This is a genomic window from Pseudarthrobacter sp. R1 (assembly GCF_024494415.1).
Classification (GTDB): Bacteria; Actinomycetota; Actinomycetes; order Actinomycetales; family Micrococcaceae; genus Arthrobacter.
This window is the reverse complement of record NZ_JAMKFI010000008.1, coordinates 456,206-471,196: the sequence shown is the minus strand read 5'-3', so window position 1 is coordinate 471,196 and position 14,991 is coordinate 456,206. Positions and strand designations below refer to the sequence as shown.

General features: G+C 60.7%; 15 protein-coding genes. 11 read left to right on the top strand and 4 right to left on the bottom strand.

The genetic code is table 11. The features are described from left to right. Positions 1–1,846, bottom strand: a 1,846-nt coding sequence (glmS, locus tag M8J71_RS13085) for a glutamine--fructose-6-phosphate transaminase (isomerizing) (RefSeq protein WP_256248295.1), incomplete at its 3' end; no start/stop codon positions are given. A gap of 133 nt (positions 1,847–1,979) precedes the next feature. On the opposite strand from glmS, the gene coaA reads away from it, so the two are divergent. Genes coaA through mscL form a run of 3 tightly spaced genes read left to right on the top strand, consistent with a single transcriptional unit; the run spans position 1,980 to position 4,260 of the window. Further along, on the top strand, positions 1,980–2,945 hold the full coding sequence (gene coaA / locus M8J71_RS13080; protein WP_163161978.1) for a type I pantothenate kinase: 966 nt from the start codon (positions 1,980–1,982) through the stop codon (positions 2,943–2,945). 5 nt (positions 2,946–2,950) lie between these two features. After that, positions 2,951–3,832: a M15 family metallopeptidase gene (locus tag M8J71_RS13075; RefSeq protein WP_256248294.1), complete on the top strand. Its 882-nt coding sequence runs from the start codon at positions 2,951–2,953 to the stop codon at positions 3,830–3,832. A 23-nt stretch (positions 3,833–3,855) separates the two neighbouring features. Further along, a complete protein-coding gene (gene mscL / locus M8J71_RS13070) occupies positions 3,856–4,260 on the top strand; it encodes a large conductance mechanosensitive channel protein MscL (RefSeq protein WP_256248293.1) in 405 nt (134 codons plus the stop codon). A gap of 467 nt (positions 4,261–4,727) precedes the next feature. Here mscL and glmM read toward each other — a convergent pair whose 3' ends face one another. The 3 genes from glmM to rplM form a co-directional block, all read right to left on the bottom strand. Further along, a complete protein-coding gene (gene glmM, locus M8J71_RS13065) occupies positions 4,728–6,089 on the bottom strand; it encodes a phosphoglucosamine mutase (RefSeq protein ID WP_256248292.1) in 1,362 nt (453 codons plus the stop codon). A gap of 495 nt (positions 6,090–6,584) precedes the next feature. After that, complete coding sequence (rpsI, locus tag M8J71_RS13060; protein WP_050684362.1) at positions 6,585–7,091, bottom strand: 30S ribosomal protein S9; 507 nt, start codon at positions 7,089–7,091, stop codon at positions 6,585–6,587. A gap of 38 nt (positions 7,092–7,129) precedes the next feature. Further along, complete coding sequence (gene rplM / locus M8J71_RS13055) at positions 7,130–7,573, bottom strand: 50S ribosomal protein L13 (RefSeq protein WP_015937805.1); 444 nt, start codon at positions 7,571–7,573, stop codon at positions 7,130–7,132. 304 nt (positions 7,574–7,877) lie between these two features. On the opposite strand from rplM, the gene M8J71_RS13050 reads away from it, so the two are divergent. From M8J71_RS13050 to M8J71_RS13015, 8 genes are all read left to right on the top strand, one after another. Then, positions 7,878–8,534 (top strand): prepilin peptidase, encoded by a 657-nt coding sequence (locus M8J71_RS13050; protein ID WP_256248291.1) that lies wholly within the window; start codon positions 7,878–7,880, stop codon positions 8,532–8,534. 277 nt (positions 8,535–8,811) lie between these two features. Then, positions 8,812–9,006 (top strand): Flp family type IVb pilin, encoded by a 195-nt coding sequence (locus M8J71_RS13045; protein WP_256248290.1) that lies wholly within the window; start codon positions 8,812–8,814, stop codon positions 9,004–9,006. A 114-nt stretch (positions 9,007–9,120) separates the two neighbouring features. Next, a complete protein-coding gene (locus tag M8J71_RS13040) occupies positions 9,121–9,528 on the top strand; it encodes a TadE/TadG family type IV pilus assembly protein (protein ID WP_256248289.1) in 408 nt (135 codons plus the stop codon). Beyond that, complete coding sequence (locus M8J71_RS13035; protein WP_256248288.1) at positions 9,516–10,559, top strand: TadE/TadG family type IV pilus assembly protein; 1,044 nt, start codon at positions 9,516–9,518, stop codon at positions 10,557–10,559. Before M8J71_RS13040 ends, M8J71_RS13035 begins: the two co-directional genes overlap by 13 nt. Positions 10,560–10,611: 52 nt before the next feature. Further along, on the top strand, positions 10,612–11,394 hold the full coding sequence (cpaB, locus tag M8J71_RS13030) for a Flp pilus assembly protein CpaB (protein ID WP_256248287.1): 783 nt from the start codon (positions 10,612–10,614) through the stop codon (positions 11,392–11,394). Next, on the top strand, positions 11,394–12,593 hold the full coding sequence (locus tag M8J71_RS13025; RefSeq protein ID WP_256248286.1) for an AAA family ATPase: 1,200 nt from the start codon (positions 11,394–11,396) through the stop codon (positions 12,591–12,593). Before cpaB ends, M8J71_RS13025 begins: the two co-directional genes overlap by 1 nt. Positions 12,594–12,712: 119 nt before the next feature. Beyond that, a complete protein-coding gene (locus M8J71_RS13020; protein WP_256248989.1) occupies positions 12,713–14,047 on the top strand; it encodes a CpaF family protein in 1,335 nt (444 codons plus the stop codon). Between the two features lie 2 nt (positions 14,048–14,049). After that, entirely contained in the window at positions 14,050–14,991 is a 942-nt protein-coding gene (locus M8J71_RS13015) for a type II secretion system F family protein (protein WP_256248285.1), read from the top strand.

Below are 14,991 nucleotides of genomic sequence, written 5' to 3'. Positions count from 1 at the left end.
CCACGTCGTAGCCCTTGGCTGCGGCGAGTTCCGCGGCGAAGATCTGCAGCGGGACGGTGGTCAGCAGCGGCATCAGCAGGGTGGGGGTTTCGGGGACGTAGAAGACGTGCTCGGCGTAGGCCTTGACCGCTTCGTCGCCTTCCTCGGCGATGACCAGGGTGCGGGCTCCGCGGGCACGGACTTCCTGGATGTTAGAGACGACCTTGGCGTGCAGGGAGTCGCGGCCTCGCGGGGACGGGACCACCACGAACACCGGCTGGCCTTCATCGATCAGGGCGATGGGGCCGTGCTTGAGCTCGCCGGCGGCGAAGCCCTCGGCGTGGATGTACGCGATTTCCTTCAGCTTCAGCGCACCCTCGAGCGCCACCGGGTAGCCGACGTGGCGGCCCAGGAACAGCACCGACTTCTCGTCGGCCATGCTGCGGGCCAGTTCCCGCAACGGCCCGGCGTTGTCCAGGATCTTCTGGATCTTGGCCGGGATCTTGTTCAGGTCCGCGAGGACGTCCTTAATCTGGCCGGAGAAGATATTGCCGCGCAGCTGTGCCAGATACAGGCCCAGCAGGTACGCGGCGGTGATCTGCGCCAGGAACGCCTTGGTGGAGGCCACAGCGATTTCCGGACCCGCGTGCGTGTACAGCACGGCATCGGATTCACGCGGAATGGTGGAGCCGTTGGTGTTACAGATCGAGATGGTCTTCGCGCCCTGCTCGCGGGCATACCGGACGGCCATCAGGGTGTCCATCGTTTCCCCGGACTGGCTGATGGACACCACCAGGGTGTTCTCGTCCAGGATCGGATCCCGGTAGCGGAACTCATGCGCGAGCTCCACCTCGGTGGGGATCCGGCACCAGTTCTCGATCGCGTACTTGGCCACGGTGCCGGCGTACGCGGCGGTGCCGCAGGCCAGCACGATGATCTTGTTGACCTGCTTCAGCCGTTCAACATCAATGCGCAGCTCATCCAGGGTCAGCTTGCCGTTGATGTCCGAGCGTCCCAGCAGGGTCTGCGCCACAGCATCGGGCTGGTCATGGATTTCCTTCTCCATAAACGAGCTGAAGCCACCCTTTTCCGCCGAGGCAGGGTCCCAGTCAACGTGGTATTCCTTGCCCTCGGCCGGCTTGCCGTAGAAATCGGTGATCTCCACCGTGTCCGCGGTGATCGTCACGATCTGGTCCTGGCCCAATTCCACGGCGCGTCGGGTGTAATCGATGAAGCCGGACACGTCCGAACCCAGGAAGTTCTCCCCTTCGCCCAGACCCACCACCAGCGGCGAGTTGCGGCGGGCGGCGACGACGACGTCGGGCTGGTCAGCGTGGACCGCGAGGAGGGTGAAAGCGCCCTCCAGGCGCTGGCAGGCGAGCTCCATCGCGCGGGTCAGGCCGCCGTCGGAGGTGTCCCCGCCCAGCTTGTTCCGGAAAATATCCCCCAGCAGCGCCGCGGCCACCTCGGTGTCCGTCTCGGACAGGAACGTTACGCCCTTATCCAGCAGCTCAAGCTTCAGCTCGGCGAAGTTTTCGATGATGCCGTTGTGGATCACGGCGAGCTTGCCGCCATCGGCCAGGTGCGGGTGCGCGTTCCGGTCCGTCGGCCCGCCGTGGGTCGCCCAACGCGTGTGGCCGATCCCGGTGACGGTTTCCGGCAGCGGACGGGCCTCCAGCTCGGCAATCAGGTTGCTCAGCTTCCCCGACTTCTTCCGCGACTCGATCAAACCCTGGGACACCACGGCGACCCCTGCGGAGTCATAGCCCCGGTACTCCAGGCGGCGCAGTCCCTCAAGGACAACATCCAACGCACTGTGACTTCCGCCGTTACCAGAACGGCCCACGTATCCTACGATTCCACACATAGGCTCAAGACTATCGGCAGGGGTGCCCTAGCTTTAAACCAGGCGCCGCCGGGAGCCGCTCTGTGGCGTTGACCAGTGTGCTCCGGCTCACGCGCATTTCGCTCTCGGCCGGGCTGGGGGCAGAATCTCTAAAGTGACTGTGCAACGCAATGAAGCGAACGGCGAAGGCGTCTCCCCGTTCGTTGAGCTGGACCGGCAGACCTGGTCCCGGCTCGCCGATGAGATGGAACAGCCTCTTAATCAGGAGGATATTGACCGTCTCCGCGGCCTTGGCGACCCCCTGGACATCAAGGAGGTCCGGGAGGTCTACCTTCCGCTCTCCAGGCTCCTGCACCTGTATGTTGAGGCCGCGGGCCAGCTTCATGCGGCCACCACCACCTTCCTGGGCGAGCAAACCCAGCGCACTCCGTTTGTCATCGGCGTGGCGGGCTCGGTCGCCGTCGGCAAGTCCACCATCGCCCGCGTTCTCCGCGAAATGCTGCGCCGCTGGCCTGGCACCCCCAATGTGGAGCTCATCACCACTGACGGTTTCCTGTACCCGCTGGCTGAACTGAAGCGCCGGCAGCTGCTGGAGCGGAAGGGCTTCCCGGAGTCCTACGATCGCCGGGCGCTGCTGCGCTTCGTGAGCGAAATCAAGAGCGGCGCCGAGGAAGTCCGCGCCCCCTGGTACTCCCACGTCACGTATGACATCGTTCCGGGCAAGGAAGTGGTGGTCCGCCGCCCCGACGTGCTGATCGTGGAGGGGCTTAACGTCCTGGCACCGGCGCGGCCGCGGCATGACGGCCGGCAGGGGCTTGCCCTGAGCGATTTCTTCGACTTCTCCATCTACGTGGATGCCAAGACTTCCTATATTGAGGAATGGTACGTGGACAGGTTTCGCAAGCTCCGCACCACGGCATTCGCGCAGCCGGAGTCCTACTTCCACCGCTATGCAGCCCTGTCCGACGAGGAGGCGGAGAGCACCGCCCGGGATATTTGGAAGCGGATCAACGAGCCGAATCTGGAGGAGAACGTCCTCCCCACGCGCGGCCGCGCCCAGCTGGTGCTCACCAAAGACGCGGACCATTCCATCCGCCGCATGCTCCTTCGGAAGGTTTAGCACAGGTGTGCTACGACTGCACTCCTTCTGAAGCTTCCGGGCAGACGGCGACCAGCCGGCGCACCTTCGCCCGTTTCCTCGCGGCGGGGGCAGGACTGACTGTGCTGGCTGCCTGCACGCCGGAAGCACCCGGGGCGGGGGCGCCGTCGTCGGGCGCGCCTTCTGCTTTCCCCTCCCCCAGTCCGGTTACTGCGTCGGCAACCCCGACGGCGGAAGTCACCACTGCGGCTCCCCCGCCTCCGGAACCGTCCCCGACGCCGTCGCCCTCCTCGGCTTTGCCGCGGCAGTTCTCCCTCACCGATCCTGCGAGCCCCTGGCTGGTGGTCAATAAGCACCGGCCGCTGATCCCGGCGGACTACGTGCCGGCTGACCTGGTAGTGCCCGCCGTGGCCACGACCGCCTCCGGCGAGGCGGCGCTGCTGAACAGCACGACGGCGGCTGCGGCCGAGGCGATGTTCGCGGCGGCCGCGGGGGAGGGGGTGGCCATGGTGCTGGCAAGCGGGTACCGCTCCTACGGCACCCAGGTGGCCACCTACAACGGCTACGTTGCCTCGCGCGGCCAAGCCGATGCGGACACGGCAGGCGCCCGGCCGGGATACTCGGAACACCAGACCGGCTGGGCCTTTGACATCGCGGACGGTGGGGGCGCATGCGGTTTCCAACCGTGCTTCGCGGACCAGCCTGCGGCCATGTGGGCGAAGGCGAACGGACACCGGTTCGGGTTCGTGGTGCGCTACCCGTGGATGTTCCACCCGATCACGGGGTACTACTACGAGCCGTGGCACCTGCGCTACATCGGCGTCGAGGCGGCCACCGACATGGCTGCGCGTGGGATTTTCACGCTGGAGGAGTACTTCGGCGTGGGGGCCGCGCCGGGGTATCCCTAACGCTATGCGCTAGCTTGGTTCCTATGCTGACTGGATTCAAGAATTTCATTATGAAGGGCAATGTTGTTGACCTTGCCGTCGCCGTCGTTATTGGAACCGCCTTTGGCGCGGTGGTGACGGCACTTGTGAATAAGGTGCTCATGCCTTTCATTGCCGGGCTGACAGGTTCGCCGAACTTCGACAGCTTCGCAAGAGTGAATTTCAACGGCAACTTCATCGAGTTTGGCGTGCTGCTGACTGCCATTGTGAATTTCCTGCTCATCTCAGCGGCCATCTATTTCGTTGTGGTGATGCCGATGAACCTGATGATCGAGCGACGCAACCGCAGGCTGGGGATCGGCCAGGACGTGAAGAAGGAGTCTGCCGAGGATCCGCAAATCGCGCTGCTGACCGAGATCAGGGATGCCCTGAAAAGCCGCACTCCCTGACGCCTAGCAATCGAGTAGGTGGGTCGGGTTTCCCGACCCACCTCTCACACCACCGTACGTGCGGGCCTCGCATACGGCGGTTCGCTAGGTCGTTTGAAAGCGATCCCATGCAGTGCGAAAGAGAATGAGGCCTTGCCCTGCCCAGTACTCGGTTGGCAGGGCCCTGTGGAGGATGGGCGACTTCGCGACCCGCCAGTAGGCTCGGCTGCTGTTGCCCCATTGATAGGCCAGATCCGGCCTGATCCCGAGCTTGCATGCCTTCTATGCGGTTCGTGTCCCTCGGTGCAGGGATTTGCCTCCGGCTTCCTTCCCACCCCACCTCACGATGACGCAGTTGCCATTGGCTAGAAGTTAAACCACCTTCTCCTTCAGAGGACTTCCACCTCCAAGCGAATGCCCATGCTGGGCGTACACAACGAAAGCGGCCCGCCTCCTGATGGAGGCGGGCCGCTTTGCTGTTCAGGGACCTATTCGGAGATGAGCTCCAAAGCGAGCTCTGCCCGGACCACCTGGGCAAGGTGTTCGGCAATGGACTGGGCGGTCTCTTCGTCGGCAGCCTCAACCATCACACGTACAACCGGTTCGGTGCCGGACGGCCGGAGGAGGACGCGGCCGGTGTCACCGAGAGCGGCTTCAGCTGCCGCCACCGCCTGAGCGAGGACCTCGTTCCTCTTCACTCCGGCGCGGTCCACACCCTTGACGTTGATGAGGACCTGGGGAAGCTTGGTCATCACCGTGGCGAGTTCCTTAAGCGGCTTACCAGTCAGGGCAATCTGGGCCGCGAGCTGCAGTCCGGTGAGCACGCCGTCGCCCGTTGTGGCGTGGTCGGCGAAAATAACGTGGCCGGACTGTTCGCCGCCCAGGTTGAAACCGCCGTCGCGCATCTCCTCGAGGACGTAGCGGTCGCCCACGGCGGTTTCGCGGATGCTGATGCCCGCTTCGCGGAGCGCGATCTTCAACCCGAGGTTGCTCATGACAGTTGCCACCAGGACATCGTCCCTGAGCTTGCCTGACGCCTTCAGAGCCACGGCGAGGATGGCCATGATCTGGTCGCCATCCACTTCGTTGCCCTCGTGGTCCACGGCGAGGCAGCGGTCTGCGTCGCCGTCGTGGGCGATTCCCAAGTTGGCGCCGTACTTGACGACGGCCTCCTTGAGGGGACCAAGGTGGGTGGAGCCGACGCCGTCGTTGATGTTATGGCCGTCCGGGTCCGCACCGATCACAATGACATTCGCGCCGGCGTCCTTGAAGACCTGGGGCGAGCAACCGCTGGCAGCACCGTGGGCGCAGTCCAGAACCACCGTAAGTCCGTCCAGCCGGTGCGGCAGGGTCTGCAGGAGGTGGACGATGTAGCGGTCCTCGGCGTCCGAGAAGCGCTGGATGCGTCCGACATCGGCGCCGACCGGGCGCACTGCTTCCCGGGACATCTGCGCCTCGATGGCGTCCTCCACCTCGTCGGGGAGCTTCTGGCCGCCGCGGGCGAAGAACTTGATGCCGTTGTCGGGCGCAGGGTTGTGGGAGGCCGAGATCATGACGCCGAAGTCAGCGTCCAGGTCCGCCACGAGATAGGCCGCTGCAGGGGTGGGGAGGACGCCGGCGTCGTAAACGTCCACGCCGGAGCTGGAGAGCCCGGCCTCCACGGCGGCGGCAATGAATTCCCCGCTTGCCCGCGGGTCGCGGGCTACAACGGCCCGCGGCCGGGACCCGTTGGATTTGCGGTCATGGCCGAGTACGACGGCGGCCGCCTGGGCCAGCTGCATGGCGAGCTCCGCAGTCAACAGACCGTTCGCCAGCCCCCGGACACCATCAGTTCCAAATAATCTAGACACCGGTCAAGTCTAGAGGATGGGGATGGTTCGGCTTGAAACGGCTGGTCAGGCACTGTTCCTGGACTGTTTGAATGTCTTACGTCTCGGAATGGGCGATTGGAATTCTCTCCACGCTCCGCTTACTCGCTGGGATGTCAGATGCCAGGCCCTGCACTCCTTGCAGGGATAAACGCTGGCCTCACGTCTTGCGCAGTTACCCGAGCGCTGGATGGCGTAGAGGGCAAGGAGGGCAATGCTCCGGCTTGCGTAGGTGACTTTGGCGCAATGAGCCATGGGCGAAGTCCAATTACAGGAAGTCGCATGGCTCATTTCCACACTTGATCGACTGTTTAGTACAGGCCGACCCGGGTCCACTCGAAGTGGCTGGTCTAGTAAAAAGTAACGCGGCCGCCCGTGACCGTCAATCCAAAATTAGCGAGAGCGCTTGGCCGACTTAGGAGTTAACGGCAGAAGCCCGCCCCACCAATGGCGGGACGGGCTTCTGGGCAAGCGGATTTAGCGCTTGGAGTACTGCTGAGCCTTACGGGCCTTCTTGAGGCCAGCCTTCTTACGCTCGATGACGCGGGCGTCGCGTGAGAGGTAGCCGGCCTTCTTCAGCGTGGCGCGGTTGTTCTCGACGTCGATCTCGTTCAGCGACCGGGCGATGCCGAGGCGCAGTGCGCCGGCCTGGCCGGAGATGCCGCCGCCGTGGATACGGGCGATAACGTCGTAGGCGCCTTCGAGATCAAGGATCTTGAAGGGCTCGTTGACGTCCTGCTGGTGCAGCTTGTTGGGGAAGTAGTTGTCCAGCGCGCGGCCGTTGATGGTCCACTTGCCGGAGCCGGGAACAACGCGAACGCGTGCAACAGCTTCCTTGCGGCGGCCAACAGCTGCGCCGGCAACGGTCAGTGCCGGGCGCTCTTTCTTCGGCGCAGCGGCGTCAGCAGCTGAGCTTTCAGAGGTGTAGCTGGTCAGGGTTTCCTCAGCCTCAACGGCTTCGGTGGTCTCTTCGTTCTGAGCCACGGTTCTCCTTGTATAGATAAGTTGTTTGGTGGCCAGGACTACTGGGCGACCTGGGTGATTTCGAAAGTCTTGGGCTGCTGGGCGGCGTGCGGGTGCTCGGCACCGCGGTACACCTTCAGCTTGCCCAGCTGCTGGGCAGCGAGGGAGTTCTTCGGGAGCATGCCCTTGATGGCCTTCTCAACGGCGCGGACCGGGTTGGATTCCAGCAGTTCCGCGTAGTTGACGGAGGTCAGGCCGCCCGGGTAGCCGGAGTGGCGGTAAGCGCGCTTCTGCTCCAGCTTGGCGCCGGTCAGGGCAACCTTTTCAGCGTTGATGATGATGACGAAGTCGCCCATGTCCATGTGGGATGCAAAGGTGGCCTTGTGCTTGCCGCGCAGCAGGATTGCGGTCTGGCTCGCGAGACGACCAAGGACAACGTCTGTGGCGTCAATGACGTGCCACTGGCGGTTGATATCGCCGGGCTTCGGGGTGTACGTACGCACGGTGTTTGCCTCGTTCTTGTTCTGGCTTCTTGTTTAGGAGCCACTCAGGGGTGGGCACCTACTATCTGCGCGCTACCGGAACAGAGGTGAGGGCTCTATGTAACCAGTCATCCTGTGGTTCCGAATGTGCACGTTGAGTAGTCATCCTGCAACCGGATTCTCAAGCGGGCACGCACCATCGGAATAGGACACGCACAACGACTACCAAGATTAGCGCGTTAAGGGGTTCAGGGTCAAAATGGGGTAGCCGGAGGCTGCCTCAGCACCTGCCGGCCCAACGGACGCAGGGGGCGCGGTGTTTGCAATGACTAATGAGGTTTCTGCTTACTGGCTCCTGGTCCTTGGCGCCGTCGCGTTGGGAATGGCGCTCTCCCCCGTCGCCGAAGTCCTCATCGCCAAGCAACTTCCCCGCTTGGGCGGCCTCCCCACCCTTCCCATCAGAATTACGACGGCGACACTTACCGGCCTCGCGTGCGCGGCCTTTACTTTGCGGTTTGGAATGAGCATTGCTTTACCGGCTTTTATATTTTTGGCCGTGCTGGGCGTGCAGCTCGCCCGCATCGACGTCGCACTGCATTTGCTGCCCAACCCGCTCGTATTAATGCTGCTCGGGGGTGGTTTTTTACTCTTTTTGATCCCCGGGATATTCAATAAGCAGGCTGATGATCTCCTGCGCGCGGTGCTCGGCGCCGTCATTTTGTTTCTTGGCTACTTTATTTTGGGGCTGATTTCCCCCGGCGGCATCGGGATGGGCGACGTGAAGCTTGCAGCGCCCGTCGGCCTTTACCTCGGGTACTTAGGCTGGAGCCAGCTGCTCTACGGCGGACTCCTGGGCTTCATCTTGAACGGTGTAGTCACAGTGCTGATGCTCAGTCGAAAAGACCGGAATAAAGCGTCAGAAGTGGCCCACGGTCCTTCGATGCTCGGCGCTACTACAGCTGCAACTCTCTTTTTCATGTAGCCTCCTCCGGTCATCCTTAGGGCTGTTGCCCGGTCAAGCACGCCTTGAGTCCAAGTAGTGGCGCCGTGTACTCGCTTCGCTTTCCGAGTACTGCCCCGGCCTTTCGAGTACGTACTTTTAGCGCCCGTGGAAAAAGTCGAGTACCACTACGCATTGTTGCCCCTGCCCCCGAATGACAATCTCTTCTTAGCGAAGTCCAGCCGCTAAGGATTTATGGGGGCAGCTGGAAATTCGTTGAAATCAATCAAACCCATTTCACCGAATTAAGGAATTTACAATGACTTCTCTCATGGTCTCGATGACTGCTTACATCGCCGGCATCAAGGATCGCTTCACCCGTGAAGAAAAAGGCGCAACGATGGTGGAGTACGGCATCATGGTCGCTCTCATCGCCGTCATTGTCATGATTGCCGTCGGCCCGCTCGGCCTGGCTATTCAGGCACTCTTCCAGGGCGTCACGGATGATCTCTAGGTAGAAGGTAGTCGGCCGGCTCCTAGTGGCTCCAGTAGAGCCTTCGGAGCTGGCCGACTCTTTTTTCTACCAGATCAGTAACCTCATCTTGTTTATTCGGCCTGGGAGACGGTTTTGAAACCGAAACAAAAAGAGCGCGGCGCAGTAGCCGTCGAGATGGCACTCCTCCTCCCCCTACTGCTTCTGATTCTTATCGGCACAATGGAGTTCGGCCGCGTCTTCAACGTCCAGAATTCCCTAACACAAGCCGCTCGGGAGGGCGCGCGGCATGCGGCCATCCACTATGACGACAGTTCCCTCGATGTGGAAGGAGCGGCGCTTGATGCCGCCCCCTCGCTCGCCGGTCTGGGAGTTGCAGTGGCCGACAACGCAGCCGCGTGCGCCGCAGATGCAAATGTGCAGGTCACCACAACCGTTATATTGCCGTCGCTTTCTGGCTTTCTTGACGCCGGCTGGTTTGGGTCACCAGGGCTCTTCCCCATGACACTTACAGGAATAGGAGTAATGCGATGCGGCGGCTGAGGGGAAGAAGCGAGGCAGGCATCAAACAGGACCACGAGCGCGGTGCGGCGGCCGTCGTGGTGGCGTTCACCATGGTTGCACTCTTGGGGTTCGCGGCATTGGCGGTGGACGTCGGAGCGATGTACGCCGAGAAAGCTCAGCTCCAGAACGGCGCAGACGCTACAGCCCTAGCAATAGCAGGCGATTGCGCCAAGGGTGTCAACTGCGGGACCGCTATGGCCGACGCAGACAACCGACTGGCAGACGCCAACGCCAACGATGAATCCAGCGGAACTTTCTCGGTCACGCAGCCATCAGCTAACAGCGTGCGTGTTGAGACCAACGCTCAGGAGGCAGGGTCTACTGCTGACAGCTTCACATTGTTTTTCGCTAGGGCCTTTGGCAACGACACCGCCGTGATTCATGCTTCGGCTGTAGCTTCATGGGGAACGCCGTCATCTGCGGAAACATTACCCTGGACCGTCAGTAAGTGCGTATTCGAAAAGTACTTGTCGCCGAGCCAGCTTGCAGACCTAAATGCCACCGGCAATTTCACGGGCGATCCCATACCAACTCATATCCTTCTTCGCTACGATGAAAATACTCCAACGTATCCAGGTTGTGCTGCCCAGAACGGATACGCGCCCGGAGGCTTCGGCTGGCTCGACACTGACACAGGTTGCTCTGCTGAAATCGATGTCGCCAACAGTGAAGTCGGTAGTAATCCTGGCAATGACCTGCCCAATGTTTGCCAAGACATGCCAGCGACCATCAAGGATGAGCCGGTCCTGATTCCCATATTCACCACCGCCGCCAAGAATGGCGCGAAGACTAAGTATTCGCTGGCTGGCTTCATTGCCTTCCAAGTAACAGGCTTCAAATTTGGTGGTGGACCGAGCGTAACAAGCCTTGACCCAGCTGCTCCGAGTTGTACCGGCAGCTGCCGCGGAATCCAAGGTTATTTCACCCGCTTCGTCTCTCTTGAAGAAGGACTGTCATTGACCGGCGGGCTGCCCAACTACGGAGCCACCGTGGTGGCACTTACGGAGTAGCTGTAATGCTTTGCCGATCAAATCGACACCAAAAAATCAAAGGAGTAATCTCGTGAAATCTCGCCTACTGGGAGGCATCGCAGCGCTGGTACTGGCTGTAATTGGCACCGTCCTGCTCGTCGTTTACGTGCAAGCCGCGGATAACAGGGCAGCGCAGGGGCTCGAACCCGTAAATGTCCTGGTCGTCAAGGAGTCCGCGCCCGTTGGTACGAAAGCAGAAGATCTTGGCAAGTACCTGGAGCAGGCTACCATCCCGCAGTCAGCAGTTCCCCGAGGAGCATTAGAAACTCTTGACGACCAGACGGGCAAGGTGACGTCGGTTGCGTTAGAGCCAGGAGAACAACTCCTCACCTCCAGGCTCGTTGACCCCCGGGAGCTCGTTCCGGGCACGGTTCCCGTTCCCGAGGGCTTGGAAGAAGTGACAATCCTACTTTCACCCGAACGCCTTTTGGGCGGAAGAATTGAGGCCGGCGACACGGTCACCGTCTACAGCTCCTTCAAGTCTGAGGAAAATATGCCGGCCAACGCCCCTGTTCCCGAAGAAGTCAAGGGTTGGAAACAGTCAACGGGCCTGCTGTTCCACGACGTTCTTGTTACTGCAGTGCAGAAGGCGGCGCCGGAAACCAAGAAGTCGGGAAGCGCCGATGGCTCGACCTCCGGGGACAGAGCGGTTGAAATGCCAAACGGGTCCGCTTTCGTCACCGTCGCACGGACTGATGCGGATGCCGCCAAGCTGGTGTTCGGTGCCGAGTTCGGCACTATCTGGTTGGCCAAGCAAACTGATTCCAGCACCAAGAGTGACCCCTCGGTTACTACTTTTGGAGGGCTGTACTAATGAGCCGCTTTGTAGCCATCACTGCTGTTAGAGATTTTGAAGGACGGATACGTCAGGCCATAGCAGGCGCCTTACACGGAGATATGCAAACGCTCACTCCGGATATCCTGACCGGCGGACCTGACGACGTCTTCAGGCAGCTCACCGGAGCCCCGCCGGAAGTCTTGATCCTGGGGCCGGGAGTAGCACCTGATGACGCTCTTAAACTCGCAACTGTGTTCGACCTTCAATACCCAGAGGTCAGCCTCCTCCTGGTGGCCGAACCCACACCGGACCTCGTCCTGCGTGCCATGCACGCCGGCGTTCGGGACGTTGTTGCCCCCGAAATCCTCGTCAACGACCTAAGAGTCCTGTTGGAGCGTGCATGCCTTGCGGCAGCAAGCCGGCGGAGGGGCATGGCGCCGGCTGCGGAATCCGGGCAAGAAAGGGGACGGGTCATAGCGGTGATGTCACCCAAGGGCGGAGTGGGCAAGACCACGGTCGCCACCAATCTGGCCATTGGACTCGGCAAGGTCGCCCCAATGGGCGTAGTCATAGTCGACCTGGACCTCCAATTCGGCGATGTGGCTTCAGGGCTCTTGCTGGAACCCGAGCATTGCATCACCGAAGCGGTCCAGGGTTCGGCATCCCAGGACTCGATGGTCCTGAAGGCGTTTCTGACGGTGCACCCCGCTGGTATTTATGCCTTGTGCGCTCCCCGGACGCCAGCCGAATCCGACTACATCACGGCCGACCACGTCACTCGCCTGATAAATCAGCTTGCAGGCGAGTTCAAGTATGTAATTGTGGACACTGCTCCCGGCCTTGGCGAGCATGTGTTGGCAACCCTTGAGCAGGCAACGGATGCAGTATGGGTCTGCGGCATGGATGTTCCAAGCGTCCGCGGGCTGCGCAAGTGCTTCACCGTTCTCAAGGAACTTCAACTGCTGCCTCAGGGACGGCATACAGTACTCAACTTTGCGGACCGGAAGAGCGGACTATCCGTCCAAGACGTAGAGGCAACTATCGGCGTCCCCATCGATGCTGTAGTTCCGCGTTCCCGAACCCTTCCCTTCACTACAAACCGTGGAGTTCCGGTCCTGCAAGCGTCTACGAGGGACTCAGCGGCGAAAGGCCTCAAGCGCCTGGTGGATCGGTTCGACCCTCTTTGGGTGTCATCCCCGCAAAATAAACTCCATCGAAGGGTGGTTGTGTCGTGAGACTTTCAGATCGACTTTCAAAATCAGGAACTGCTGACAAAACAAGCGACCAGGTCCTGCAGGTGCCGGAAAGCACTTCTACACTGCATGCAGAACCAGCTGCGCCGGCACGAACGCCGTTGACTTCACATTTCGGCCCCGTTAACGGCACACCAGGTCCAGTTGTCGATGCCCTGGCCGGCCTAAAGCAGCGTGCTGCCCTCGCACTCTTCGAGCGAATGGGGACGCGTTTGGGGGATTCCTCCGCATCCGAAGAAGACCTGCGTGCTTCAGCGGTGGAAGAGCTGTCAGCAGTTATTGATGAGGAACAGGTCCCGCTGTCCCCCGAAGAGCGACGGCGGCTCATTCGTGAAATCGCAGATGAAGTTATGGGCTACGGACCTCTTCAGCGACTTCTAGAAGATCCTTCAGTAACCGAGATTATGGTCAATCGCTATGACCAGATCTATATCGAGCGCGGGGGCCATCTAACGCTGACCGCGGCCCAATTTAGTTCAGATGACCATCTGCGGAAAGTCATTGAACGGATCGTGTCCAAGGTGGGCCGCCGGATTGACGAGTCATCACCACTAGTCGACGCACGTCTCGCCGATGGATCACGCGTGAACGCAATAATTCCTCCCCTGGCAGTGAACGGACCGTCCCTCACCATCCGCAAGTTCAGCCACGTTCCACTAACTGTTCGCAACCTCATTGATTGGGGTTCACTCACCGTAGAGATGGCCGAGCTGCTGAGTGCTTGCGTTAGAGCACGGCTCAACATCATAGTTTCAGGCGGTACGGGTACTGGTAAGACCACATTGCTGAACGTGCTCTCCTCCTTCATCCCTGAGGACGACCGCATTGTCACTATCGAGGACGCGGTGGAGCTCCAGCTGCAGCAGGAACACGTAGTGCGACTCGAAAGCCGCCCGCCCAACATAGAGGGGAAGGGCGCGATAGGCATACGGGAACTGGTACGAAACTCCCTCCGAATGCGACCCGATCGTATCATCGTTGGCGAGGTTCGGGGCGGGGAATCCCTGGACATGTTGCAGGCCATGAACACCGGACACGACGGTTCCTTGTCCACCGTGCACGCCAACTCACCGCGTGATGCGGTAGCACGTTTGGAGACGCTCGTTCTCATGGCCGGCATGGACCTGCCACTGCGCGCCATTCGGGAACAGGTTTCATCGGCCGTGGACTTGATTGTTCAGGTAACCAGACTCCGCGATGGAAGCCGCCGAGTAACGCACGTCACGGAAGTCCAAGGCATGGAGGGCGACATTGTCACGCTCCAGGATGTGTTCCTGTTTGATTATTCTGCCGGCATGGATCCCCACGGACGGTTCCTAGGAAAGCCGGTGCCAACCGGAATACGGCCCAGATTCCTCGACCATTTCGAGGAACTTGGAATCAACGTCTCACCCGGCGTTTTCGGTGTCGACATGACGCCCTTTGGAAGGCGGTAGAGGTGGAAAATCCCGTTCTTCTAGCGGTGGCCGTCCTGCTGTGTTTCGGGGCCCTCGTCGTTCTGTTTTTTGTAGTCCTCAAACCGGCTTACGGAACGATATCCCTCGACCGCAGGCGGCCCAAGGGCAGCGAAGACAGTTCGGCACTCAGTCAGGTTTCGCAAACTCTTGTTATCAACGTGGAACGTGCCTTGGGAAAGTCAGGTGGCCCATTCAACCGAGATCTGCTCTATAACGCAGGGGTGAAGATGACGCCTGCCGATTTCACCGTCATGGTTTCCGTTGCATCCGTACTTGTTGGTTTCCTCGGTGTAGTGTTCACGAACCCGGTCATAGGTATTCTCTTGGGAGCCGCATCCCCATTCGTCACACGTTTTGTCCTCAACTTCCGGACGGATAAGCGGCGCGGCAAGTTCGAAGCCCAACTCACCGACACCATCCAGATGCTCATAGGTGGACTTCGGGCGGGTCACAGCATCATGCGTTCCTTGGAAGCTGCGGGATTGGAATCCGATGCGCCCACTTCAGAGGAGCTATCCCGCATCGTGAATGAGAGCCGGATTGGCAAGGACCCAGGGCAGGCTTTGGAGGAGACTGCACAACGAATGGGCAGCGAGGACTTTGGTTGGATTGGCCAGGCCATTCAGATCAATCGTGAAGTTGGTGGTGACCTCGCGGAAGTCCTCGAGCAGGTAGCAGGAACTATCCGGGAACGCAGCGAGATCAAGGGGCAGGTACGTTCGTTGAGTGCGGAGGGAAAAATGTCGGCCGTCATTCTCATGGGTTTGCCCGTCGCCGTCGCCGTCATGATGGGACTGATGAACCCAAGTTATATGCAAGTGTTTATTGAGGAACCCATGGGCAACATCATGATCGCTATCAGCGCAGTAATGTTCATCATCGGTGGTATCTGGATGAGCCGCACCGTGAAGATCAAGTTCTAG

Excerpts from the sequence above, each read along its gene's own strand:
- M8J71_RS13050 (WP_256248291.1), top strand. The coding sequence starts at position 7,878 with ATGACTAATGAGGTTTCTGCTTACTGGCTCCTGGTCCTTGGCGCCGTC.
- mscL (WP_256248293.1), top strand. The coding sequence starts at position 3,856 with ATGCTGACTGGATTCAAGAATTTCATTATGAAGGGCAATGTTGTTGAC.
- M8J71_RS13035 (WP_256248288.1), top strand. The coding sequence starts at position 9,516 with ATGCGGCGGCTGAGGGGAAGAAGCGAGGCAGGCATCAAACAGGACCAC.
- M8J71_RS13025 (WP_256248286.1), top strand. The coding sequence starts at position 11,394 with ATGAGCCGCTTTGTAGCCATCACTGCTGTTAGAGATTTTGAAGGACGG.
- M8J71_RS13045 (WP_256248290.1), top strand. The coding sequence starts at position 8,812 with ATGACTTCTCTCATGGTCTCGATGACTGCTTACATCGCCGGCATCAAG.